Annotated in this window: 16 protein-coding genes; 8 read left to right on the top strand and 8 right to left on the bottom strand. The window is 70.2% G+C overall.

Translation table 11 applies throughout. The features are described from left to right. Positions 1-6: 6 nt before the first annotated feature. Positions 7-2550 (top strand): penicillin-binding protein 1A, encoded by a 2544-nt coding sequence (locus ABD679_RS02865; protein WP_344758433.1) that lies wholly within the window; start codon positions 7-9, stop codon positions 2548-2550. Between the two features lie 100 nt (positions 2551-2650). After that, positions 2651-3301: a hypothetical protein gene (locus tag ABD679_RS02860; protein WP_344758432.1), complete on the top strand. Its 651-nt coding sequence runs from the start codon at positions 2651-2653 to the stop codon at positions 3299-3301. Positions 3302-3463: 162 nt separating this feature from the next. Here ABD679_RS02860 and ABD679_RS02855 read toward each other — a convergent pair whose 3' ends face one another. The 5 genes from ABD679_RS02855 to ABD679_RS02835 all read right to left on the bottom strand — a co-directional run bounded on the left by ABD679_RS02855 (position 3464) and on the right by ABD679_RS02835 (position 9408). Continuing rightward, positions 3464-4762 (bottom strand): citrate synthase, encoded by a 1299-nt coding sequence (locus ABD679_RS02855; protein ID WP_344758431.1) that lies wholly within the window; start codon positions 4760-4762, stop codon positions 3464-3466. Between the two features lie 267 nt (positions 4763-5029). Next, on the bottom strand, positions 5030-5272 hold the full coding sequence (locus tag ABD679_RS02850; protein ID WP_344758430.1) for a type B 50S ribosomal protein L31: 243 nt from the start codon (positions 5270-5272) through the stop codon (positions 5030-5032). Between the two features lie 69 nt (positions 5273-5341). Continuing rightward, entirely contained in the window at positions 5342-6280 is a 939-nt protein-coding gene (locus ABD679_RS02845) for a nucleoside hydrolase (protein ID WP_344758680.1), read from the bottom strand. A gap of 61 nt (positions 6281-6341) precedes the next feature. After that, positions 6342-8441 carry an ATP-dependent DNA helicase RecG gene (gene recG / locus ABD679_RS02840; RefSeq protein ID WP_344758429.1) on the bottom strand — a complete coding sequence of 700 codons (2100 nt, stop codon included), beginning with the start codon at positions 8439-8441 and terminating at the stop codon, positions 6342-6344. 82 nt (positions 8442-8523) lie between these two features. After that, the gene (locus tag ABD679_RS02835; RefSeq protein WP_344758428.1) at positions 8524-9408 is read right to left on the bottom strand and encodes a universal stress protein; all 885 of its coding nucleotides are present in this window, start codon (positions 9406-9408) and stop codon (positions 8524-8526) included. A 415-nt stretch (positions 9409-9823) separates the two neighbouring features. On the opposite strand from ABD679_RS02835, the gene ABD679_RS02830 reads away from it, so the two are divergent. From ABD679_RS02830 to mnhG, 6 genes are read left to right on the top strand one after another with little or no spacing between them, the layout of a single operon-like run. Further along, a complete protein-coding gene (locus tag ABD679_RS02830; RefSeq protein ID WP_344758427.1) occupies positions 9824-12745 on the top strand; it encodes a monovalent cation/H+ antiporter subunit A in 2922 nt (973 codons plus the stop codon). Beyond that, positions 12745-13086, top strand: coding sequence for a Na+/H+ antiporter subunit C (locus ABD679_RS02825; RefSeq protein WP_344758426.1), 342 nt, complete (start codon positions 12745-12747; stop codon positions 13084-13086). Before ABD679_RS02830 ends, ABD679_RS02825 begins: the two co-directional genes overlap by 1 nt. After that, complete coding sequence (locus ABD679_RS02820; RefSeq protein ID WP_344758425.1) at positions 13083-14690, top strand: monovalent cation/H+ antiporter subunit D; 1608 nt, start codon at positions 13083-13085, stop codon at positions 14688-14690. The genes ABD679_RS02825 and ABD679_RS02820 overlap by 4 nt, the downstream gene beginning before the upstream one ends. Continuing rightward, a complete protein-coding gene (locus ABD679_RS02815; RefSeq protein WP_344758424.1) occupies positions 14687-15175 on the top strand; it encodes a Na+/H+ antiporter subunit E in 489 nt (162 codons plus the stop codon). Before ABD679_RS02820 ends, ABD679_RS02815 begins: the two co-directional genes overlap by 4 nt. After that, complete coding sequence (locus ABD679_RS02810; protein WP_344758423.1) at positions 15172-15453, top strand: K+/H+ antiporter subunit F; 282 nt, start codon at positions 15172-15174, stop codon at positions 15451-15453. The genes ABD679_RS02815 and ABD679_RS02810 overlap by 4 nt, the downstream gene beginning before the upstream one ends. Then, positions 15450-15803: a monovalent cation/H(+) antiporter subunit G gene (mnhG, locus tag ABD679_RS02805; protein WP_344758422.1), complete on the top strand. Its 354-nt coding sequence runs from the start codon at positions 15450-15452 to the stop codon at positions 15801-15803. The genes ABD679_RS02810 and mnhG overlap by 4 nt, the downstream gene beginning before the upstream one ends. A gap of 39 nt (positions 15804-15842) precedes the next feature. On the opposite strand, the gene ABD679_RS02800 is transcribed toward mnhG, so the two are convergent. The 3 genes from ABD679_RS02800 to ABD679_RS02790 all read right to left on the bottom strand — a co-directional run bounded on the left by ABD679_RS02800 (position 15843) and on the right by ABD679_RS02790 (position 20877). Further along, a complete protein-coding gene (locus ABD679_RS02800) occupies positions 15843-18302 on the bottom strand; it encodes a TonB-dependent receptor (RefSeq protein ID WP_344758421.1) in 2460 nt (819 codons plus the stop codon). A 74-nt stretch (positions 18303-18376) separates the two neighbouring features. Further along, complete coding sequence (locus ABD679_RS02795; protein ID WP_344758420.1) at positions 18377-19504, bottom strand: SO2930 family diheme c-type cytochrome; 1128 nt, start codon at positions 19502-19504, stop codon at positions 18377-18379. 158 nt (positions 19505-19662) lie between these two features. Beyond that, positions 19663-20877: a parallel beta-helix domain-containing protein gene (locus tag ABD679_RS02790; RefSeq protein ID WP_344758419.1), complete on the bottom strand. Its 1215-nt coding sequence runs from the start codon at positions 20875-20877 to the stop codon at positions 19663-19665. Positions 20878-20971 lie beyond the last annotated feature (94 nt).

Genomic DNA, 20971 nt, shown 5'->3' with positions numbered 1-20971 from the left:
CCGCCGATGTCACGTTTTCGCCGTTTGCTGCGCTGGGCGCTCCTGTTGTTCGTTGCCGCGGTCGTGCTGGGCGCGCTCGCCCTGGCCACCGTCTACTTCGTTGTCTCCGCCAAGCTGCCCGACGTCCAGGGCCTGCGGCACCTGGAGATGCAGGAGCCGATGTACGTCTATTCGCGCGACGGCAAGCTCATGGCCCTGTTCGGCGAGACCCGGCGCTACCCGATCCACATCGAGGACGTGCCCGAGCGCCTGAAACAGGCGTTCCTGGCCACCGAGGACTCGCGCTTCTACGAGCACCACGGCGTCGACTACAAGGGCGTCGCGCGCGCGGTCTGGCTGCTGGCCACCACCGACGACAAGCGCGTGCCCGGCGGTTCGACGATCACCCAGCAGGTCGCGCGCCAGATCTTCCTCAGCTCCGAGTACAGCTATTCGCGCAAGCTGGCCGAGATGCTGCTGGCGATGAAGATGGAGCGCGAGCTGACCAAGGACGAGATCTTCGAGATCTACCTCAACAAGAGCTTCTTCGGTAACCGCGCCTACGGCGTCGCTGCCGCGGCCGAGTTCTACTACGGCAAGCCGCTGGCGGAACTGGATCTGGACGAGATGGCCTCGCTGGCCGCGATCCCGAAGTTCCCCTCCAGCGGCAACCCGCTCAGCAACCCCGAGCGCGCGCGCGAACGGCGCGACGACTATGTCCTGTCGCGGATGGCCGAACTGGGCTTCATCTCCGCGGCGGAGGCGGCGCAAGCCCGCGCCACGCCGATGCACGCCAGCCCGCACGAACGCAAGATCGAGGTCTACGCGCCGTACGTGGCCGAGATGGTCCGCCAGGAAATGATCGCCCGCTACGGCGGCGACGTGCTGACCCGCGGCTACCACGTCACCACCACCATCGACCCGACGCTCCAGTCCGCGGCTATCAGCGCCGTGCGCAAGGGCCTGGAGACGTACGACCACCGACACGGCTGGAACAAGGTCGAGCAGCACTTCGACCTGCCCGACGACGAGGACGCCGCCACGGCCGCCGCGCGCCTGCGCCACATCCCCGCCCAGGGCGGCATGCTGCCGGCGGTGGTGCTGCGCAGCAGCGGCGGCAGCATCGACGTGGTGCTGGCCGACGGCACGCCCCTCACCCTGGACGCCGGCACGAGCCGCTGGACCGGTCGCGCGCCCTCGGCGCTGGCCAAGCGCGGCGACATGGTCCGGGTGCGCCGGATCGAGACGCCGGTGAAGGCCGCCGCCAAGGACAAGGATGCCGCCGGCGACGCTGAAGCCGCGGCGGAAAAGCCCGAGGTCAAGGTCACCTGGCAGCTCGACCAGCTGCCGCGCGGACAGGCGGCGCTGGTGTCGCTGAACCCCGAGAACGGCGCGCTGCTGGCGCTGACCGGCGGCTTCAGCTTCGCCGGCAGCAAGTTCAACCGCGCCACCCAGGCGCGGCGCCAGCCGGGGTCGAGCTTCAAGCCGTTCCTGTACGCGGCGGCGTTCGAGCGCGGCTACAACCCGGCCTCGATCGTGCTCGACGCGCCGGTGGTGTTCCGCATGCGCCAGGGCAAGGTCTGGCGGCCACAGAACGACGACGGCCGGTTCCGCGGCCCGATGCGCCTGCGCGAAGCGCTGGTGCAGTCGCGCAACCTGGTCTCGGTGCGGCTGCTGGACGCGATCGGCGTGGAATACGCGCGCCGCTACATCAGCCATTTCGGCATCGACGAATCGCTGCTGCCGCCGAACCTGTCGATGTCGCTGGGCACCGCCTCGCTGCCGCCGCTGATGGTTGCGCGCGGCTACGCGGTATTCCCCAACGGCGGCTTCCGGATCACGCCGTGGTACATCGACGAGGTCCGCGACCGCGACGAGAAGGTCATCTTCAAGGAGAAGCCGGCGACCGCCTGCCGCACCTGCGCGGTCACCGGCGGCGCGCAGACGGTGGCGGCCTCCAACGTCGTTGACGGCTTCAACCTCGGCCCCGCCGCGGCGCAGCCGCCCAAGCCGGAGCCCGCGCCCGAAGACCAGGCCCCTAGCGAGCCGGCGCCCGCCGCCGAAGCGCCGGCCGACATTGTGGTGGCGCCGCGCGCGATCGACCCGCGCGTGGCCTACCAGATGGTGTCGATGATGCGCGATGTGGTCCAGCGCGGCACCGGCACGGCCGCCAAGGTGCTCGGCCGCGAGGACGTGGCCGGCAAGACCGGTTCGACCAACGACCACCGGGATGCCTGGTTCTCCGGCTTCGGCGGCGACGTCGTCACCACCGTGTGGGTGGGCCGCGACGACTTCCGCTCGCTCGGCTACCGCGAGTACGGCGGCAAGGCTGCGCTGCCGATCTGGATCGACTACATGCGCGTGGCGCTCGAAGGCCGCCCGGTCGCGGCCAACGACCCGCCCGACGGCATGATCAAGGTCTCGGTGTCCGCCAACGGCACCCTGCTGCCCGACGGCGGTGGCGGCGGGATCAGCGAGTACGTCAAGGTCGAGGACCTCGAGCGCATGCAAAACTACAGCGACTACGGCAACGAGGACACGCTGGACGAGGAAGCGTTCGACATCTTCTGACGGTGCCGGCCACGGCCGGGGCGAGCGCCTGCGCCCCGGCCTCGACTTCCACGCCGCTTGCGGTAGAGTCGGCGCGGGACTCCTGCCGGGAGGCAACACGATGCATCGCGCCCGCCAGCACGCCGAAGCGCGCACCCGCGAACGCCGGCACCGCCTCGCCCACGAAGCCGCCCGCCTGATGGCCGAAGGCGGCATCCGCGACTACCGCCAGGCCAAGCTCAAGGCCGCCACGCGCCTGGGCATCCACGACGACGCCTCGCTGCCGCGCAACCGCGAGATCGAGGACGCGCTGCGCGAATACCAGCGACTGTTCCTCGGCGACAGCCATCGCGCCGGCCTGCACCGGCGCCGCGAGGCCGCGCTGCGTGCGCTGGAGTTCTTCGCCGGCTTCGACGCACGCCTGGTCGGGCCGGTGCTGGAAGGCACCGCCGACGCCAACACGCCGGTCGCGCTGCAGCTGTACGCGGACGATGCCGATGCCGTCCCGCGTTTCCTCGACGAGCACCGCATCCCCGCCGACGCCCGCAGCCGCCACCTGCGCCTGGACCGCGCGCGGGAAGGCGACTTCCCGGTCTGGATCTTCAGCGCCGAGGACCTGGCCTTCGACCTCACCGTGCTGCCCGCCGACGCCCTGCGCCAGGCGCCGCTGTCGGGGATCGACGAGAAACCGATGCGGCGCGCCTCGGCCGCACAGCTGCGCGAGCTGCTGGCCCAGGACGAGATCGAAGGGTACGAATCCGCGCCGGGCTGAGCGCGGTGGGACCGTGGGAACCGTGGGAGCGGCCATGGCCGCGATTGGCCCACCGGCACGGCATCGCGGCCATGGCCGCTCCCACACACCCGGGCCTGCAACGAAAACGCCCCGCGATGCGGGGCGTTTTCCTCAGGCCGTGCGCGCGAAGCGCAGCGGCGGTCAGCGCTTGTCGACTGGCACGTAGTCGCGCACGTCGTGGCCGGTGTAGATCTGGCGCGGGCGGCCGATCTTGAACTCCGGGTCGGTCTGCTGCTCGAGCCAGTGCGCGACCCAGCCGGCGGTGCGGGCGATGGCGAACATCACCGTGAACATCTCGGTCGGGATGCCCAGCGCCTTGTAGATGATGCCGGAGTAGAAGTCGACGTTCGGGTACAGCTTGCGCTGCACGAAGTAGTCGTCCTTCAGCGCGGCTTCCTCGAGCTTCATCGCCACTTCCAGCAGCGGGTCGTCGACGCCGAGTTCCTCGAGCACCTGGTGGCACATCTCGCGGATGATCTTGGCGCGCGGGTCGAAGTTCTTGTACACGCGGTGGCCGAAGCCCATCAGGCGGAAACCCGACTCCTTGTCCTTGGCCTTGTCGACGGCCGACTGCACGTGCTTCGCGTCGCCGATCTCGGCGAGCATCTTCAGCACTGCCTCGTTGGCGCCGCCGTGCGCCGGCCCCCACAGCGCGGCCACGCCGGCGGCGATGCAGGCGTACGGATTGGCGCCGGTGGAGCCGACCAGGCGCACCGTCGAGGTCGACGCGTTCTGCTCGTGGTCGGCGTGCAGGATGAACAGCAGGTCCAGCGCCTTGGCCGCGACCGGATTGATCTCCAGCGGGCCGCTCGGCACTTCGAACATCATGTGCAGGAAGCGGTCGACGTATTCGAGGTTGTTGCGCGGGTAGCGCAGCGGCCAGCCCACCGAGTGGCGGTGGCAGGCGGCGGCGATGGTCGGCAGCTTGGCGATCAGGCGCACCGCGGCCAGCTGGCGCTGCTCCGGATCGTCGTAGTCCAGGTCGTTGTGGTAGAAGCTGGCCATCGAGCCGAGCATGCCCACCAGCATCGACATCGGGTGCGCGTCGTGGCGGAAGCCGCCGAGGAAGCCCTTGAAGGCCTCGTGCAGCATCGTGTGGTGGGTGACGTCGTGCTCGAACGTCGAGAACGCCGCCTTGTCCGGCAGCTCGCCGTGCATCAGCAGGTAGGCAACTTCGAGGAAGCTCGAGTCCTTCGCCAGCTGTTCGATCGGGTAGCCGCGGTACAGCAGAACGCCGGCGTCGCCGTCGATGTAGGTGATCGCCGACCGGCACGCGGCGGTGGCGGTGAAGCCGGGATCGTAGGTGAAGCAGCCGGTTTCTTTCGGCAGCTTGGCGATCTCGATGCAGGGGGCGCCGAGCGTGCCACGCGCCACCGGCAGCATGACCGCCTTGTCGCCGGCGTTGAGCGTGACTTGATCGATCGTGGATGGTTCGGACACGGGTGCACTCCTCGTCGTCCGCCGGCGCTCCGCTCGCGGGTCCGGCTCGGGATGGATATGGACTTCGCGGCTTGCCGCGATGCAGCAATTATCGCACAGCGCCGTGGAGCCCGGACTCAAGACACCCGGCCACGCCCGCGGCACGGACAACCCGGCGCCCCGCGCGGTGCGCGGCCGACCCGCCGCCCGGAAACGGAAACGGAAACGGCCGCCCTGTGGCGGCCGTCCGTCTGCCCGTTGCGCCTGCGCGCGAACGGCCAGGAATGCTTACTTGGCGTAACGCTTGCGGAACTTGTCGACGCGGCCGCTGGTATCCATGATCTTGTTCTGGCCCGTGTAGAACGGGTGCGTGGCCGACGAGACGTCGACCTTGATCAGCGGGTACTCGTTGCCGTCCTCCCACTTGATCGTCTCCTTGCTGGCAAGGGTCGAGCGGGTGAGGAACTTGAAATCGGAAGTCACGTCCTGGAACACGACTTCTTTGTATTCGGGATGGATGTCGGCCTTCATGGCGGCACCGGTTCTGCTGGGGACAAGAGCGGCATTGTAGCCCGCGCCGCCGGGGCGGCGCAAGCAGCGTCAGGCAACCCCGATCGCGCCGCGGACCAGCTGCTCGAAGCGCGCCTGGTCGTAGCGCAGCAGGATCCGGGCCCGGTCCGGGCGTCCGGTCTGGCGCTGCCAGTCGACCAGGGTCGCACCCCGGCTGTGCGGGCCTTCCAGGGCCACGTCCAGCGGCCGTTCGGCGGTTTCCAGCGCCCCCTCCGGGTGCAGGGCGAAGGCCATGGCCAGGCCGTCGGCCGAATGCCAATGATCGCCGCGGCGGTCGGCGGACCATTCCCGGGTCTTGCGCGAGATGCGCTCGTAGAAGGCGGCGACGTCGCCGCCGGCGCGCAGCCATTCCACCACCGAGTCGTGGTGCAGGCCGTGGGCGACGGTGGCTTCCCAGTCGGACAGGTCGAAGTGGTCGAAGGCCCCGAACACGATGTGCGCGGCCTCGGGATCGAAGTAGACGTTGAACTCCGCCGCCGGTGTGATGTTGCCGTGGCAGGTGACCGCGCCGCCCATCACCACCAGCCGCGCGATGCGTTCGGGCAGGGTCGGGTCGAGCTTGAGCGCCAGCGCGACGTTGGTCAGCGGGCCGAGCGCGACCAGCACCAGCTTGCCGGCGTGCACGTGCGACAGGCGCACGATCGCCTGCGCGGCGTGTTCGGCCTCGGCTGCGCGCGCGGCGGCCGCGTAGCCGACGTCGCCGAAGCCGTCCAGGCCGTGCACGTTGCCCGCGTCCGGCGACGGATGCAGCAGCGGCGCCGCGCAGCCGGCATAGACGGGGATGTCGTTGCGGCCGGCGACTTCGCACAGCTTCAGCGCGTTGGCGACGGTATGGCGCAGGCCGACGTTGCCGGCGGCGATGGTGAGCCCAACCACCTCGTGGCGGGTGTCGGCGAAGGCCATCAGGAGCGCGAGCGCGTCATCGACGCCGGGGTCGGTGTCGATCAGCAGCGGAATCGATTCGGTCATCTGGTCGTTGCCCTGCTCGGCGCGCAAGTGTCGCATTCCGCGGGCGCGGGCGAAAGTTCGCTCAGGCCGAGGCGTAACGGGCGGCGCCGCCGATCCAGCGTTCCACCAGCCGGTCGGGCACATCGGGTGCCTCGCGCTGCAGGTCCTCGCCGATGCACTGCACCCGCGGCAGCAGGTCGGCATCGCGGGCGAGGTCGGCGACGCGGAACGTGGCCAGGCCGGTCTGCCGGGTGCCCAGCAGTTCGCCCGGGCCGCGCAGTTCGAGGTCGCGTTCGGCGATGACGAAACCGTCGCTGGTCTCGCGCATGGTTTCCAGCCGCTGCCGCGCCATCTGCGACAGCGGCGGCTGGTACAGCAGCACGCAGGTCGAGGCCGCGCTGCCACGCCCCACCCGCCCGCGCAGCTGGTGCAGCTGGGCAAGGCCCAGACGCTCGGCGTTCTCGACGATCATCAGCGAGGCATTGGACACGTCGACGCCAACCTCGATCACCGTCGTGGCCACCAGCAGGTCGAGCTCGCCGGCCTTGAACGCGCGCATCGCGGCCTGTTTCTCGGCGGCCTTCATGCGCCCATGGACGAAGCCCACGCGCAGTTCCGGCAGCGCCCCGGACAGCAGTTCGAACGTGCTCTGCGCGGCCTGCGCGACGATCTCGTCGGACTCGTCGATGATCGTGCAGACCCAATACGCCTGTCGGCCGTCGGCACACGCAGCGCGGATACGCTCGATCAGTTCCGGGCGCCGCTGCGCGCCCAGCACCACGGTCTGCACCGGCGTGCGCCCGGGCGGCAGTTCGTCGATCGCCGAGACGTCGAGGTCGGCATAGGCGGCCATTGCCAGCGTGCGCGGGATGGGCGTGGCGGTCATCACCAGCTGGTGCGGCACGCGCCCGCCCTCGCCGCCCTTGTCGCGCAGCGCCAGGCGCTGGTGCACGCCGAAGCGGTGCTGCTCGTCGACGATCGCCAGCGCCAGGTCGTTGAAGACCACGCCTTCCTGCATCAGCGCGTGAGTGCCGACCACGACCTGCGCAGTGCCGTCGGCGACCTGTTCCAGCGCCGCGGCGCGCGCACGGCCGGTGACCTTTCCGGCCAGCCACGCCAGCCGGATGCCGAGCGGCTCCAGCCACGCGCGCAGGTTGGCCATGTGCTGCTCGGCGAGCAGTTCGGTCGGCGCCATCAGCGCCGCCTGGTGCCCGCCCTCGACCGCGACCATCGCCGCCAGCGCGGCCACCACCGTCTTGCCGCTGCCGACGTCACCCTGCACCAGGCGCAGCATCGGCACCGGCTTGGCCAGGTCCGCGCGCACCTGTTCGAACACGCGCTGCTGCGCGCCGGTGAGCGCGAACGGCAGCGACGCGCGCAGGCGTCCGGCCAGGGCCTGCCCGCCCAGCACCGACGCCGCCTGCGCCTGCAGGGCGATGCGCTGGCGACGCAGGCTGAAGTGGTGCGCGAGCAGCTCCTCCAGCGCGAGCCGGCGCTGGGCGGGATGGGTGCCGGCAACCAGCGCGGCGACGTCGGCGTCGCGCGGCGGCCGGTGCATGGTCAGCAGCGCTTCGCGCAGGCCGGGCAGGCGCAGTTCGCGCTGGCAATCGGCGGGCAGCAGTTCCAGCGCGTCGGCGGCAGGCAGCTGGTCGAGGGCGTGGCCGATCAGCTTGCGCAGGGTCGCCGCGCCGATGCCTTCGATCGAGGGATAGACCGGGTCGAGCCGGTCGCCGAGTTCCGCGGCGTCGTGGTCGCCGAGCACGCGGTAGCTGGGGTGCACGATCTCCAGCCCGTGCTGGCCCAGGCGCGGCGCGCCGTAGCAGCGCACGCGCGTGCCCGGCGCGAACTGCGCGACCTGCGCGGCGCGGAAATGGAAGAAGCGCAGCACCAGCGTCGCGTTCGAGTCGTCGCCGATCGCCACCCGCAGCATCGGCCGGTAACGGAAGCCGCGCTCGACCGCCTCCACCACGCCCTCAACCTGCGCCGCGACGCCGGCCTGCAGCGCGCGGATCGGCGTCAGTCGGGTGCGGTCCTCGTACTGGCGCGGCAGCAGCAGCCACAGGTCCTGCAGCGTGGCGATGCCGCGCGCGGCCAGCTTTTCGGCCACGCGCGGGCCGACCCCGGGCAGTCCGGTCAGCGGCGCGTGGGCGGGATCTGGGGATGCAGCGGGTGGGACCGGCATGCCACAAGGATGCCCGGTATCGGGCGCGAACCGAAACCCCGCCGCGGCGCGACGCCGTGTGGGCGAATGCCGCGCCGGCGGGTCAGGATTCTTCCGTGCCGGCGGCCGCGTCCTGCGCCGCTGCGCGCACGACCAGCACGTCGCCGGGCGCGACCTGCACGATCCGGCGCGTGGTGCCGCCGACCAGCAGGTGGAAGGCCAGGCCGCGGCGGAATGCGCCGATCACCGTCAGGTCGCTGTCGTCCTCGAGTGACTGCTTGCGCAGCATGGCTTCCGGATGGCCGTGCTCGACCTGCAACCGCAGGCGCCGACGCAGGTCCGCGGACAGCCGCGCGTCGGCCGCGAAGGCCTCGATCGTGGCCGTCTCCATGCGCGCGAGATCGTCGCGCCGGGCCGGGTCGAGCCACAGCGATTCATAGGGAATGTCCAGCGCGTGCAGCAGCGTGAACGCGGCGTCCGGGAACAGCGTCGCGGCGGTTTCCAGCCCGTACCGGGACTCGGGCGTGAGGTCGGTGCCCACCAGCACGCGCCGGTAGCCGCCGCGCGGGCGCCGCTTGACCACCAGCACCGACATCGGCGCGCTGCGCACCAGGGTCTCGACCGTGCTGCCGAGCAGGCGCCGGCCGGTGGCTTCGTTCGCGTCGCCCAGCACGACCAGTTCGCAGCCTTCGCGCGCGGCGACATCGAGGACCACCCCGGCCGGCTCGCCTTCTTCGACATGGACCTTGGCGTCGGCGGCGTCGGCGGGCAGGTCGCGCCGGATGCGTTCGCGGATCGACGCCAGCGTCTCCGCCGCCGACCACGCGCCGACCATCCCGGGTTTCGCCGCATGCACCACGTGCAGCGGCACCTGCCACTGCGCGGAAAGCTGGGCGGCACGGTCCAGCGCGCGGTCGCTGCGCGCGCTGAGGTCGGTCGCCATCAGGATGGAGTTCGGCCTGGCCGGGGCCGGGCGGGCATCGCTCATGCGCGTGGCCTCCAGTTGGCACGGCAGCAAGCCGGGAATGGATTTCACCATTGCACAATCGGCGGCCGCTGGCGACCCGGCCGGTCGCAGCCGTTTGCCGCATGGATTTGCCGTATAGAATCGAAGGCCGGTCGCGCATGGCGACAGGTCGACAGGCCTGCGCCACCCGGGCGGTCACTACCTTCCGCACGTGCAGCGATTGCCGGGCGGCCGGCGCGGCATCGCGCGGGCCACCACGGCCGATCGCGGAGTCCGCGCACCCGCCATTCCACCATCATTCCGGAGTCTGCTTGCCCCGAGGTCCCGCCAACGCCCTGCCCCTGCCTGCGCGCCGCCGCGCGACGGGTACGCGCGCTGCCGTGGCGACGACGCGGCGCGGCCGCCCTTCAGGCGACCGACACCGGGGGCGCGGCTGATGTACGGCCAAGTCATCCCGGGCGCGATCCTCTGGCTGCCGTTCGCGGCCAGCTTCCTGGTGTTCGCGCTGCGCGGCCGCGGCCGCAACCTGGCGGCGTGGCTGATGACCTGCACGGCGCTGGCGTGCCTGGCGCTCACGCTGTCGCTGTTCCCGGCGGTCGCCGACGGCGGCGTGCTGCGCCACGCATTCGAATGGGCGCCGTCGCTGGGCCTGGACTTCATCGTGCGCGTGGACGGCCTGGCCTGGCTGTTCATGCTGCTGGTGAGTGGCATCGGCATGCTGGTCGGCGTCTACGCGCGCTACTACATGTCGCCCGACGACCCGCTGTCGCGCTTCTTCACGCTGCTGCTGGCCTTCATGGGCGCGATGCTGGGCATCGTGATGTCCGGCAACGTGATCCAGCTGGTGTTCTTCTGGGAACTGACCAGCCTGTTCTCGTTCCTGCTGATCGGCTACTGGAACAACGGCGCCTCGGCGCGCGACGGCGCGCGCATGGCGCTGATCGTCACCTCCGGCGGCGGCCTGTGCCTGCTGGCGGGCGCGCTGCTGCTGGGCCACATCGTGGGCAGCTACGACCTCGACGCGATCCTCGCCGCCGGCGACCTGGTGCGCGGGCATGCGCTGTACACGCCGGCGCTGCTGCTGGTGCTGATGGGCGCACTGACCAAGAGCGCACAGTTCCCGTTCCACTTCTGGCTGCCGCAGGCGATGTCGGCGCCGACGCCGGTGTCGTCCTACCTGCATTCGGCGACGATGGTGAAGGCCGGCGTGTTCCTGCTGGTGCGCCTGTGGCCGGTGTTTGGCGGTACCGACCAGTGGTTCTGGATCGTCGGCGGCGCCGGCATGGTCACCCTGGTGCTGGGCGCGTACGCGGCGATGTTCCAGCAGGACCTCAAGGCGGTGCTGGCGTATTCGACGATCAGCCACCTGGGCCTGATCACGATGCTGGTCGGCATGGGCAGCGCGCTGGGCGTGGTGGCGGCGATCTTCCACATCGTCAACCACGCCACGTTCAAGGCCTCGCTGTTCATGGCCGCCGGCGCGGTCGACCACGAGGCCGGCACGCGCGACCTGCGCGAACTCGGCGGGCTGCGCCGCTTCATGCCGATCACCGCGATGCTGGCGGTGGTGTCCGGCGCGGCGATGGCGGGCGTGCCGCTGCTCAACGGCTTCCTGTCGAAGGAGATGTTCTTCGCCGAGACGCTGGCCGCGCAGCGCGGGATGCTGGCCGACGTGGTGCCGGTGCTGATGGCGATCGCGGCCAGCGCGTTCGGCGTGACCTATTCGCTGCGCTTCGTGCGCGGCGTGTTCTTCGGCCCGGTATCGACGCGGCTGCCGCGCCAGCCGCACGAACCGCCGCGCTGGATGCGCGTCCCGATCGGCCTGCTGGCGCTGGCCTGCCTGCTGGTTGGCATCCTGCCGGCGCAGGTGATCGGGCCGTCGTTGCAGGCGGCCGCGCGCGCGGTGCTGGGGGCGCAGACACCGGCCTACAGTCTGGTGATCTGGCACGGCTGGACCGCGCCGCTGCAGATGAGCATCGTCGCCTTCATCAGCGGCTGCCTGCTGTACGTGGCGCTGCTCGGCTACTTCAGGCGCTGCGAGCGCACGCCGCTGATCGGGTGGATCAGCGGCAAGCGGCTGTTCGAGCGCGCGCTGGCGGTATTCGCCGCCGACCTGCCGGCCTGGCTGGCGCGCTTCTTCCCGCACAACCGGCTGCAGCCGCAGCTGCTGCTGATCGTGCTGGTGGCGCTGGCGGCGGCCACCTTGGCGGCGACCACCGCACCGTTCGACACCGTGCCGGCGGACTGGTCGGGCATCGACCCGGCATTCGCGCTGCTGTGGGTGCTGGGCGCGGCCTGCGCGATCGGCGCGGCGACGCAGGCCAAGTTCCACCGGCTGGCGGCGCTGATCCTCGCCGGCGGTGCCGGCCTGGTGTCGTGCGTGAGCTTCGTGTGGCTGTCGGCGCCCGACCTGGCCGCGACCCAGCTGCTGGTGGAGGTGGTGACCACGATCCTGATCCTGCTCGGCCTGCGCTGGCTGCCCAAGCGCATCCAGGGCATGTCGCCCGACGCGCCGCTGACCCGCGCCCGGCGCTGGCGCGACCTGCTGGTCGCCAGCGCCGTCGGCGCCGGCGTGGCCAGCCTGGCGTACGCGGTGATGATGCATCCGGTGGCCGATTCGATCTCGCATTTCTTCCTCGAGCGCGCCTACACCGAAGGCGGCGGCCGCAACGTGGTGAACGTGATCCTCGTGGACTTCCGCGGCTTCGACACGCTCGGCGAGATCACCGTGCTGGCGATCGTGGCGCTGACGGTGTTCGTGCTGCTGCGCCGCTTCCGGCCGGCGGCCGAGAGCATCGACGCGCTGCGCCTGCAGCGCAGGAACTCGGTGCATGACCCGGCCGGGTCGGACAGCCTCATCGACCAGTCGACCGCCGACTACCTGATGATCCCGGGCCTGATCGTGCAGCTGATGTTCCCGGTGATCCTGCTGTTCGGCATGCACCTGTTCCTGCGCGGGCACGACCTGCCCGGCGGCGGCTTCGCCGCGGGCATCACGGTGTCGGTGGCGCTGATCCTGCTGTACATGGCGCGCGGCGCGCGCTGGGTCGAGACCCACCTGCGCGTGCTGCCGGTGCGCTGGATCGGCACCGGCCTGCTGCTCGCGGCCGGTACCGGGCTGGGTTCGCTGCTGGCCGGCCATCCGTTCCTGACCTCGCACTTCCAGTACGCCGACCTGCCGCTGCTGGGGCGGATCCCGCTCGCATCGGCGGTGCTGTTCGACCTGGGCGTGTTCTGCCTGGTGGTCGGCGCGACCACGCTGATGCTGGTCGCGCTGGCGCACCAGTCGCTGCGGCGGCCGCGCGGCGGAACCATCGTGACCGCGGAAGGGACGATCGAACCGGAGGGAGGTAACTGATGGAGCTGGTGCTCGCAATCGCCATCGGCGTGCTGGTCGCCTCGGGCACGTGGCTGCTGCTGCGGCCGCGCACCTTCCAGGTGATCATCGGGCTGACCCTGGTCTCCTACGCGGTCAACCTGTTCATCTTCTCCATCGGCGGCCTGCGTACCGGCGCCGACCCGGTGCTGCGCAAGGCCGCCGACGGCATCGCGCAGTACGCCGATCCGCTGCCGCAGGCCCTGGTGCTGACCGCGATCGTGATCGGCTTCGCCACCACCGCGCTGTTCCTGGTGGTGCTGCTGACCTCGCGCGGGCTCAACGGCAATGACCACGTCGACGGCGGGGACGGCACGCCGTGAGCCAGCACCTGCTCATCGCGCCGATCGTGGTGCCGCTGCTGGCGGCGGCCCTGCAGCTGTTGGCCGGCGAACGCCGCCAGCGCCTGGTGGCGACGCTGAGCATGGCCTCGTGCCTGGCGCTGGTGGGCGTGGCAACGGCGCTGCTGCTCGCCGCCGCGGGCCAGGGTGGCGACACGGTCACCACCGCCGTCTACCGGCTCGGCGACTGGCCGGCGCGCTTCGGCATCGTGCTGGTGGGCGACCGGCTGTCGGCGCTGATGCTGCTGCTGAGTTCGGTCGTCGCGCTGGCGGCGCTGCCGGCCGCGCTCGGGCGCTGGCAGCAGCGCGGCAACTACTTCCAGCCGCTGTTCCAGTTCCTGCTGATGGGACTCAACGGCGCGTTCCTGACCGGCGACCTGTTCAACCTGTTCGTGTTCTTCGAGGTGCTGCTGGCCGCGTCCTACGGGCTGGCACTGCACGGTTCGGGCGCGCGGCGGGTGAGCGCGGGGATGCACTACATCGTGGTCAACCTGACCGCGTCGATGCTGTTCCTGCTTGGCGTGAGCCTGGTGTTCGGCGTCACCGGCACGCTCAACATGGCGGCGCTGGCCGAACTGATCCCGACCGTGCCCGAGAAGACCCGCGCGCTGCTGCACGCGGGCGCGGCGATCCTGGGCATCGCGTTCCTGATCAAGACCGCGATGTGGCCGCTGGGCTTCTGGCTGCCGCGTACCTACGCGGCCTCGGCGCCGGCGGTCGCGGCGATGTTCGCGGTGATGACCAAGGTCGGCATCTACGTGCTGCTGCGGCTGGGGCTGCTGCTGTTCGGCGACGGCGCGGGGCCGGCGTCCAGCCATTTCGGCGCCGACTGGCTGCTGTGGGGCGGCATCGCCACGATCGTCGCGGGCGTGGTCGGCATGCTCGGCGCGCGCGACCTGGGCAAGCTGGCCGGCTACAACGTCGTCATCTCCTCCGGCACGCTGCTGGGCGCGGTCGGCCTGCAGCAGCCGGCGGTCACCGCCGGGGCGCTGGCGTACCTGGTGATCTCCACGCTGGGCATCGCCGCGTTGTTTCTGGTCGCCGGCCTGCTCGCGCCGGAAGGCGAGGAGGAAGCCGACGACGCGCTCGCACTCGAACCCTACGAGCCGGTTGGCAGCGAGGTGCGCAGCGACGACCTGTACGCCGACGAGGACGAGAGCCGTACCGTGATCCCGGCGCCGGTCGCGATGCTGGGCGTGAGCTTCACGGCCTGCGCGCTGCTGCTGGCGGGGCTGCCGCCGCTGTCGGGCTTCCTGGCCAAGTTCGCGATGCTCGCGCCGATGCTCGAGGCGCCGACGCGTCCGGGCACGCACGCGCTGTTCGCGCTGGTCATCATCGCCGGCTTCTGCACGGTGATCGCGCTGTGCCGCGCCGGCATCCAGATCTTCTGGGCCGAAACCGACCGCCGCTTCCCGCAGGCGCGCGTCACCGAGATCGGCGCCATCGCGCTGCTGCTGGGACTGTGCCTGCTGCTGACGGTCGTCGTGCAGGCGCCGCTGGATTACCTGGACGCCGCCGCGCGCCAGTTGCACGACCCGGGCAACTACGTCCACGGCGTGCTGCCACCCGCGGAAATGCGGCCATGATCCGGCGCCTGCTGCCCTACCCGCTGCTGTCGGCCGTGCTGGCGACGCTGTGGCTGGTGTTCAACCAGAGCCTGGCGCCGGGCACGATCGTGCTCGGCGTGATGCTCGGGCTGCTGCTGGGCAAGGTGTTCGCGATGCTGCGCCCACCCAAGGCCCGCATCCGCAACTATCCGCTGGCGGCGCGGCTGCTGGCACGGGTGGTGTTCGACATCGTGCGCTCGAACTTCGCGGTCGCGCGGTTGATCCTGCGCGGCGCCGGCCAGGCGCGCTCGGGCTTCGTCGCCATCCCGCTGGCGCTGACCGACCACCACGGCCTGGCCGTGCTGGCCTGCATCATCACTTCCACGCCCGGCACCATCTGGGTCAGCTACGACCCGGCCGGGAACGTGCTGCTGATCCATGTGCTCGACCTGGTCGACGAGCAGACCTGGATCAACACGATCCAACAGCGCTACGAGCGCCCCCTGCTGGAGATCTTCCAATGAGCCACGCGCTGCTCGCCGTCGCGATCACGCTCGCGCAGATCCTGCTGCTGTTCGGCATGGGTTTCTCGATCATCCGCATGGTGCGCGGGCCGCGCGCGCAGGACCGGGTGGTGGCGCTGGACGCGCTGTACGTCAACGCGATGATCCTGCTGCTCACCATCGGCATCCGCACCGGCAGCCTGCTGTACGTCGAAGCCGGCCTGGTCATCGCGCTGCTGGGCTTCGCCAGCACCATGGCGCTGGCCAAGTTCCTGATGCGCGGCGAGGTGATCGAATGAACCACCTCGACGCCCTGCCGCCGTGGGCGGCGATCGTGGTCGCGATCCTGGTGCTGTCGGGCGCGCTGCTCGCCTTCATCGGCTCGCTCGGCCTGCTGCGGCTGAAGAATTTCTACCAGCGCGTGCACGCGCCCACGCTGGGCACCACGCTGGGCACGTTCTGCATGCTGGCCGGCTCGATCACCTGCTTTTCGGTGCTGAACGCGCGGCCGATCTTCAACGAGATCCTGATCGGGGTATTCCTCACCGTGACCACCCCGATCACGCTGATGCTGCTGGTGCGCGCGGCGCTGTACCGGGACCGCGAGGAAGGCTCGGACTACGTGCCCCGCGCGCCGAACCGCGAGTGAACCGCGCGCCGCCGTGAAACGGCGCGCGGTCCGGAGCCTTCAGAACTTCACCCCGACCTCGACGCCGTACGTGCGCGGCTCGGTGACGCGCGCGCCCACCGTGCCCAGCACCGTCTTGCCGTAGGTGCCCAGCGAGTTGATGTACTGGTTGTCGAGCAGGTTGCGGCCGTACAGCGCCCAGGTCCAGTGGCCCTGCGCCGACGTCCAGGCGATGCGCGCGTTGGTCAGCTGCTGCGACTCGCCCAGGTCGAGCGCCGGGCTGATGCCGCAGGTGCCCTGCGACTGCGATTCGTCGCTGCAACGCGTCGCACCGCGGTAGGCGTGGCGCAGGGTGAAGCGCAGGTCGCCGGCGTCGTTCATGCGCCACAGGTAGTCGATGCCGACCGCCGCCGACCACTTCGGGATGCCCGTCGGCTGGCCGCTCACGTCGACGCCCTCCGGCGTGACGTAGTCCTTGTAGGTCGAATCGATGTACGAGGCGTTGAAATCCAGCGCCAGGCCATCGGTGACCTGCCAGCGGGTATCGAAGTCGAGGCCGAAGGCCTCCAGGTCCGAGGTGTCGACCACGTAGCGCGGGATCGCCGTGGTCATGTCCAGCCGCACCGCCTGCCGGTTGTCGTAGACGTAGTAGAACGCCGACGCGTTGTAGCTCAGGCGCAGGTCGGGGAAAGCCTGCTTGATGCCTGTCTCGAAGTTCCACACGTCCTCGTTGTCGAACTCGCTGTCGATCTGCAGCGAGTTGAAGCCGCCGGCCTTGTAGCCCTTGGCCAGCGAGGCGTAGCCCATGGTGTCGTCGTTGAAGTGGTAGTCGACCACGAAGCGGGGCGACAGGTCGGTCCACGACTGCGACGTCCTGTTGAGCACGCCCTTGTTGAGCATCGCCGGCGGGTCGATGAAGGCGACGTCGAAGACGAAGGTCTCCTTCGGGATCCCCGCCAGGGCGAAGAAGCCCATCGCCTCGAGCTGGTCGAGGGTGGCATCCAGCGTGGGCGCGGTGCGCTGCGTATTGAGCCAGCTGAAGTCCTTCTCGTCACGCGTGTAGCGCAGGCCGAAGGTGAGGTTGAGGCGATCGGTGGCATGCCAGATCACGTCGCCGAACAGCGCATAGGCGCGGGTGTCGGCAGTGTTGGTGAAGCGCTCGTTCCAGCGGTGCCCCATCAGCGTAAGCGGGACGCCGAAGGCCTGCAGCTGCTGGTCGACGTAGCCGAACAGGGTGCCGGTCGGCGTCGGTGCCATGCCGAGGTTGCGCACGATGGTGTCAACCGCGTCGGTATACGTGTTGACCTCACTGGTCTGGTCGGCCTTCTCCCTGAAGTAGCTGGCGCCGGCGACCCAGTCCAGCCGGTCGCTGCTGCCGTTGAACTTGAACTCCTGGTAGACGCTGGTGTTGCTCTCGGTGTTGGTCGAGTCCACGTACAGGTCGAGGCGGTTGGTACCGTCCTCGTCGACCGCGGCGTTGGCCGCGTCGTAGTCGCGCCACGACGTGGTGGAGGTCAGGCCGCCCCACTCGAAGGCATGGTCGACGATCAGGGTCACGCCGTCGAAGCGGCGGAACTCGTTGCTGCCGACCGCATCGTTGGCGGTGGGGATCTTGCGCGGGTCGAGATAGGCGGACTCGTCGATCGGCAGCGTCGGCGTGGCGGGCGCCGGCGGCAGCGCGACGATACCGGTGGTCACCTGCGCGCGCTGGTCGAGGCTCTCATGGTCCCAGCTGACCGTGGCGGTGGTGTTGTCGCCGAAGCGGGTACGGAACGCCGCGCGCGTGGCCCAGTTGTTCTCGGGATTGAGGTGCTCGCCGGTGACCGCGTCGTTGATCCAGCCGTCGCTGTGGTTGAACAGACCGTTGATGCGGAACGCGGAGTCCTCGCCCACCGGCTGGTTGAGCATCGCCTCGAAGTACTGCTTGCCGTAATTCCCCAGGCGCAGCTTCGCGCGCGCCTCCTGCTCGTTGCCCGGCTTGCGGGTGATGATCGAGATCGCGCCGGCGGCGGTATTGCGGCCGAACAAGGTGCCCTGCGGGCCCTTGAGTACCTCGATGCGCTCGACGTCGGTGAACGGCAGCAGCACGCCGCCGCCACGGCCGGCGTAGACGCCGTCCACGTACACGCCCACGGCCGGGTCGGTGCCGATGCCGAAGTCGCTGGTGCTGATGCCGCGCAGCTCGAAGTTGGGCTGCGTGGGCTGCTGGCTGTCGACCACCAGCCCGGGCACGAAGCTGTCGAGGTCGCCCAGGTCCTCGGCGGCGACGTCTTCGATGATCTGCGCGTCGATCACCTGCAGCGCGATCGGCACGTCCTGCAGCTCCTGCTCGCGGCTTTGCGCGGTGACGATGATGCGGTCGAGCGTCTGGGTGGCGTCGGCCGGCGCGGTTTCGGCCGCCGGCTGCGCCTGCGCGGGTGCTTCGGGTGGCTGTTGTGCCAGTGCCGCCAGCGGCAGCGCGCACGCACCGACGATGGCGCGGCGCAGGCAGGTACACAGGACTCCTTGTTTCAGCGACATCGCGTTCTCTCCCTTCCCCGGTGGATGGTGCTGCACGTTTTGCATGTCGCGGACGCGGCAATGCCGCATCCGGCTCAACCCCTGTCGCAATCTCCTTCCATCGCCGCGATCCAGGCGGCGATCAGTTCGACGCCCTCACGATGTACCACGTCGCGGCCGACCTCCGGCATCCGCACGCCAGGGTCGTCGCTGCCCATGCGGAAGGCCAGGATCGACGCGTCGGCGTCCCCGGGCACGATATCGAAACGATGCCCGCCCGTCCCCTGCCCCGCGGCCACCGAGGGCTTGCACAGGCCCAGGTGCCGCGGCGGATGTTCGCCGGCGTCCAGCCACAGGCCCGAGGTATCCGCAGGGCCGTGCTCGTTGTGACAGTGGCCGCAATTGATGTCGAGGTAGGCGCGCGCACGGGCGTCGAGGCTGGCGTGCGCCGCGTCGCGCCAGTCGGCGTTGCGCGGCACGCCGTCGGCCGGGACGCCGCGCAGGTAGCCGATCCGCTGCAGGTGCGCGAGCTGGTTCTCGCGCCCCCCGGCGTAGTCGTAGTCCTTGTCGAGGTGCCGCGCCTTCGGCCCGAGCGGCTTGATGTCGCGCGTGGTGTTGTTGCTGGCGTGGCAGCCCGCGCACTGGTTCTGGTCGGGCACCTCGTAGACGAAGTCCTCGCGGCTGCCGTCGGCGGCGACCAGTTGCAGCGGCACGTCGGCGCCGGTGCGGTCGAGGGTGGCCTCGGTCTGGGCGTCGTTCCAGACGTAGGGGATCGCCACCCAGCCCTGTTCGCGGCGCACCAGCAGGCGGGTCTCGATCATGCGCACGTGGCGCAGGTCCAGCCCCTCGCCGGCGCGGTCGTGCGCGGTGTCCTCGGTACGCGCGACCGCGTCCTTCCCGTCCGCGAGCGGGTAGAAGAAGGTCTTGCTGATGATGGTGCCGACCGGGAAGTCGAGCGCCTCGCGCGGCTCGTAGCTTGCGCTGGTGCCCTCGGGCATCCACACCGTGCGCAGCTTGTGCGCATAGTCGCTGAACAGCGGGGTGTTGAGGTCGAACGGCACCACCCGGTCGTTGAGCGCCAGCGCGTCGCCGTCGCGGTAGACCACGTTCCAGTCGCTGAGCTGCTCCGGGTAGCCGTCGGCGTGGAAAGTCACCGGCCTGGGTGCCTGCGTGCAGGCGGCGAGGCACAGGACGAACGCGCCGAGCAGCCCGCGCACCGTCATTCCCGCGAAAGCGGGAAGCCAGCTGCCTCCACCGTGCGCGTTCGATCGCGCACCGCGGTCGGGGGCAAGCGAAATCACCGGCTTCCCGCCTGGCCAGGCATTCGCCTGCTGGAAGCCGCGCGAACGACGGTATTGAAGTCGGCCAGCCATCCCGGCGCTCAAGCCTGCGTCAGCTCCACCGCCGGCAGCGGATCGAGCGTGCAGTCGAACGGCTTCGCATCGGAAGTCGGGTTCTTGAACTTGTTCGGCGCATCGGCGTTGACCACGCCCGAGGCACCCTGCACGCAGATCTGCGGGCCCTCGGTGCGCTCCGGATTGGCGTAGCCGTCCCAGAACACGTCCGGGAAATTCCCGCGCAGGCCGAACATCGCTACCTTCAGCGCCTTCAGGTCCAGCCCGTCGGGTGAACCGCCGCCGCCCGAAAAGCGGTTGTCGTGGATGAAGATCTGCTCCGGATACGGGTCGAAGGCCGCCGACGGTTTGTACTTGCTGTCGTAGCCGGCCGAATAGTGGCTGGCGATCAGCACGTTGGCGGTCCTGTGGTCGGCGATCTCGTTGTTGAAGATCTCGACCTCGTCGTTGGACATGATCACCACGCCCGAGCCCGCCGGCACCGCGGCCACCGCCGTGCCCTTGCGGCCGAAGTTGTCGTGGTTATTGGCGACAATCCGGTTGTCGTACACGCGCGTGGTATGCCCCGGCTGCGGCAGGTCGGGCATGTTGAACACCAGGATGCCGCCGGTGTTGCCGGTGGCGACGTTGTCATGCACGTCGGCGCGGATGCAGTTCTCGATCTCGATCCCGGCCACGTTCTTCTCGGCGCGGTTGCGTCGCACCACCACGTCCTGCGACTGGCCGACGTAGATGCCCGCGTCCGACGCGCCGATCACCACCGAGTCCTCGATCAGCACGTTGCGGGTCTGCACCGGGTACAGGCCGTAGGCGCCGTTGTCCGTGTGCGGGCCGTTGGTCCATTCCACCCGCACGCCGCGGATGGTGATGTTCTCGCCTTCGTTGACCTTCACCCCGTCGCCCTTGCTGTCCTCGATGGCGAGGTTCTCCAGGGTGAAGTCGTCGGCGTTGACGATCAGCCCCTCGGCGCCGCTGCGCTGGCCCTTGAAGCTGAGCACGGTCTGGTCCATGCCGGCGCCGCGGATCGTCACCCCGTCCACGCGCAGGCTGAGGCTGCGGTCGAAGGCATGGCGGCCGGCGGGGATCTCGATGACGTCACCGGGACTGGCATCGAGCAGCTGCTGCTGCAGCACCTTCTGGTAGCTGGCATCGGCGGCCGGCGGCGCGACGGCTTCCTGGCCGCGGCCGCAGGCGGCCAGCAGCCCGCAGGCGGCGAACGTCAACAGCGTCGTCTTCCACATCGGTCGCATCCTCCCGGCCGGCGCACGTCGGCGGCCCTCCCCGCAACAGTCTCGGCCGTATGGAGCGTGCCCGAGGAGGGTATTGGCGGCATAC

Origin of the sequence: Luteimonas lutimaris, from assembly GCF_039537065.1 — a bacterium.
GTDB lineage: Bacteria > Pseudomonadota > Gammaproteobacteria > Xanthomonadales > Xanthomonadaceae > Luteimonas > Luteimonas lutimaris.
The sequence above is the reverse complement of the archived record's forward strand: the minus strand, read 5'-3'. Positions and strand labels throughout refer to the sequence as shown.

What these genes read in the sequence shown, in the direction of transcription:
- ABD679_RS02850 (WP_344758430.1), bottom strand. Translation starts at nt 5,272, where the DNA reads ATGAAGGCCGACATCCATCCCGAATACAAAGAAGTCGTGTTCCAGGAC.
- ABD679_RS02825 (WP_344758426.1), top strand. Translation starts at nt 12,745, where the DNA reads ATGGAGCTGGTGCTCGCAATCGCCATCGGCGTGCTGGTCGCCTCGGGC.
- ABD679_RS02835 (WP_344758428.1), bottom strand. Translation starts at nt 9,408, where the DNA reads ATGAGCGATGCCCGCCCGGCCCCGGCCAGGCCGAACTCCATCCTGATG.
- ABD679_RS02815 (WP_344758424.1), top strand. Translation starts at nt 14,687, where the DNA reads ATGATCCGGCGCCTGCTGCCCTACCCGCTGCTGTCGGCCGTGCTGGCG.
- ABD679_RS02800 (WP_344758421.1), bottom strand. Translation starts at nt 18,302, where the DNA reads ATGTCGCTGAAACAAGGAGTCCTGTGTACCTGCCTGCGCCGCGCCATC.
- ABD679_RS02795 (WP_344758420.1), bottom strand. Translation starts at nt 19,504, where the DNA reads ATGACGGTGCGCGGGCTGCTCGGCGCGTTCGTCCTGTGCCTCGCCGCC.
- mnhG (WP_344758422.1), top strand. Translation starts at nt 15,450, where the DNA reads ATGAACCACCTCGACGCCCTGCCGCCGTGGGCGGCGATCGTGGTCGCG.
- recG (WP_344758429.1), bottom strand. Translation starts at nt 8,441, where the DNA reads ATGCCGGTCCCACCCGCTGCATCCCCAGATCCCGCCCACGCGCCGCTG.
- ABD679_RS02845 (WP_344758680.1), bottom strand. Translation starts at nt 6,280, where the DNA reads ATGACCGAATCGATTCCGCTGCTGATCGACACCGACCCCGGCGTCGAT.
- ABD679_RS02810 (WP_344758423.1), top strand. Translation starts at nt 15,172, where the DNA reads ATGAGCCACGCGCTGCTCGCCGTCGCGATCACGCTCGCGCAGATCCTG.
- ABD679_RS02860 (WP_344758432.1), top strand. Translation starts at nt 2,651, where the DNA reads ATGCATCGCGCCCGCCAGCACGCCGAAGCGCGCACCCGCGAACGCCGG.
- ABD679_RS02865 (WP_344758433.1), top strand. Translation starts at nt 7, where the DNA reads ATGTCACGTTTTCGCCGTTTGCTGCGCTGGGCGCTCCTGTTGTTCGTT.
- ABD679_RS02790 (WP_344758419.1), bottom strand. Translation starts at nt 20,877, where the DNA reads ATGTGGAAGACGACGCTGTTGACGTTCGCCGCCTGCGGGCTGCTGGCC.
- ABD679_RS02830 (WP_344758427.1), top strand. Translation starts at nt 9,824, where the DNA reads ATGTACGGCCAAGTCATCCCGGGCGCGATCCTCTGGCTGCCGTTCGCG.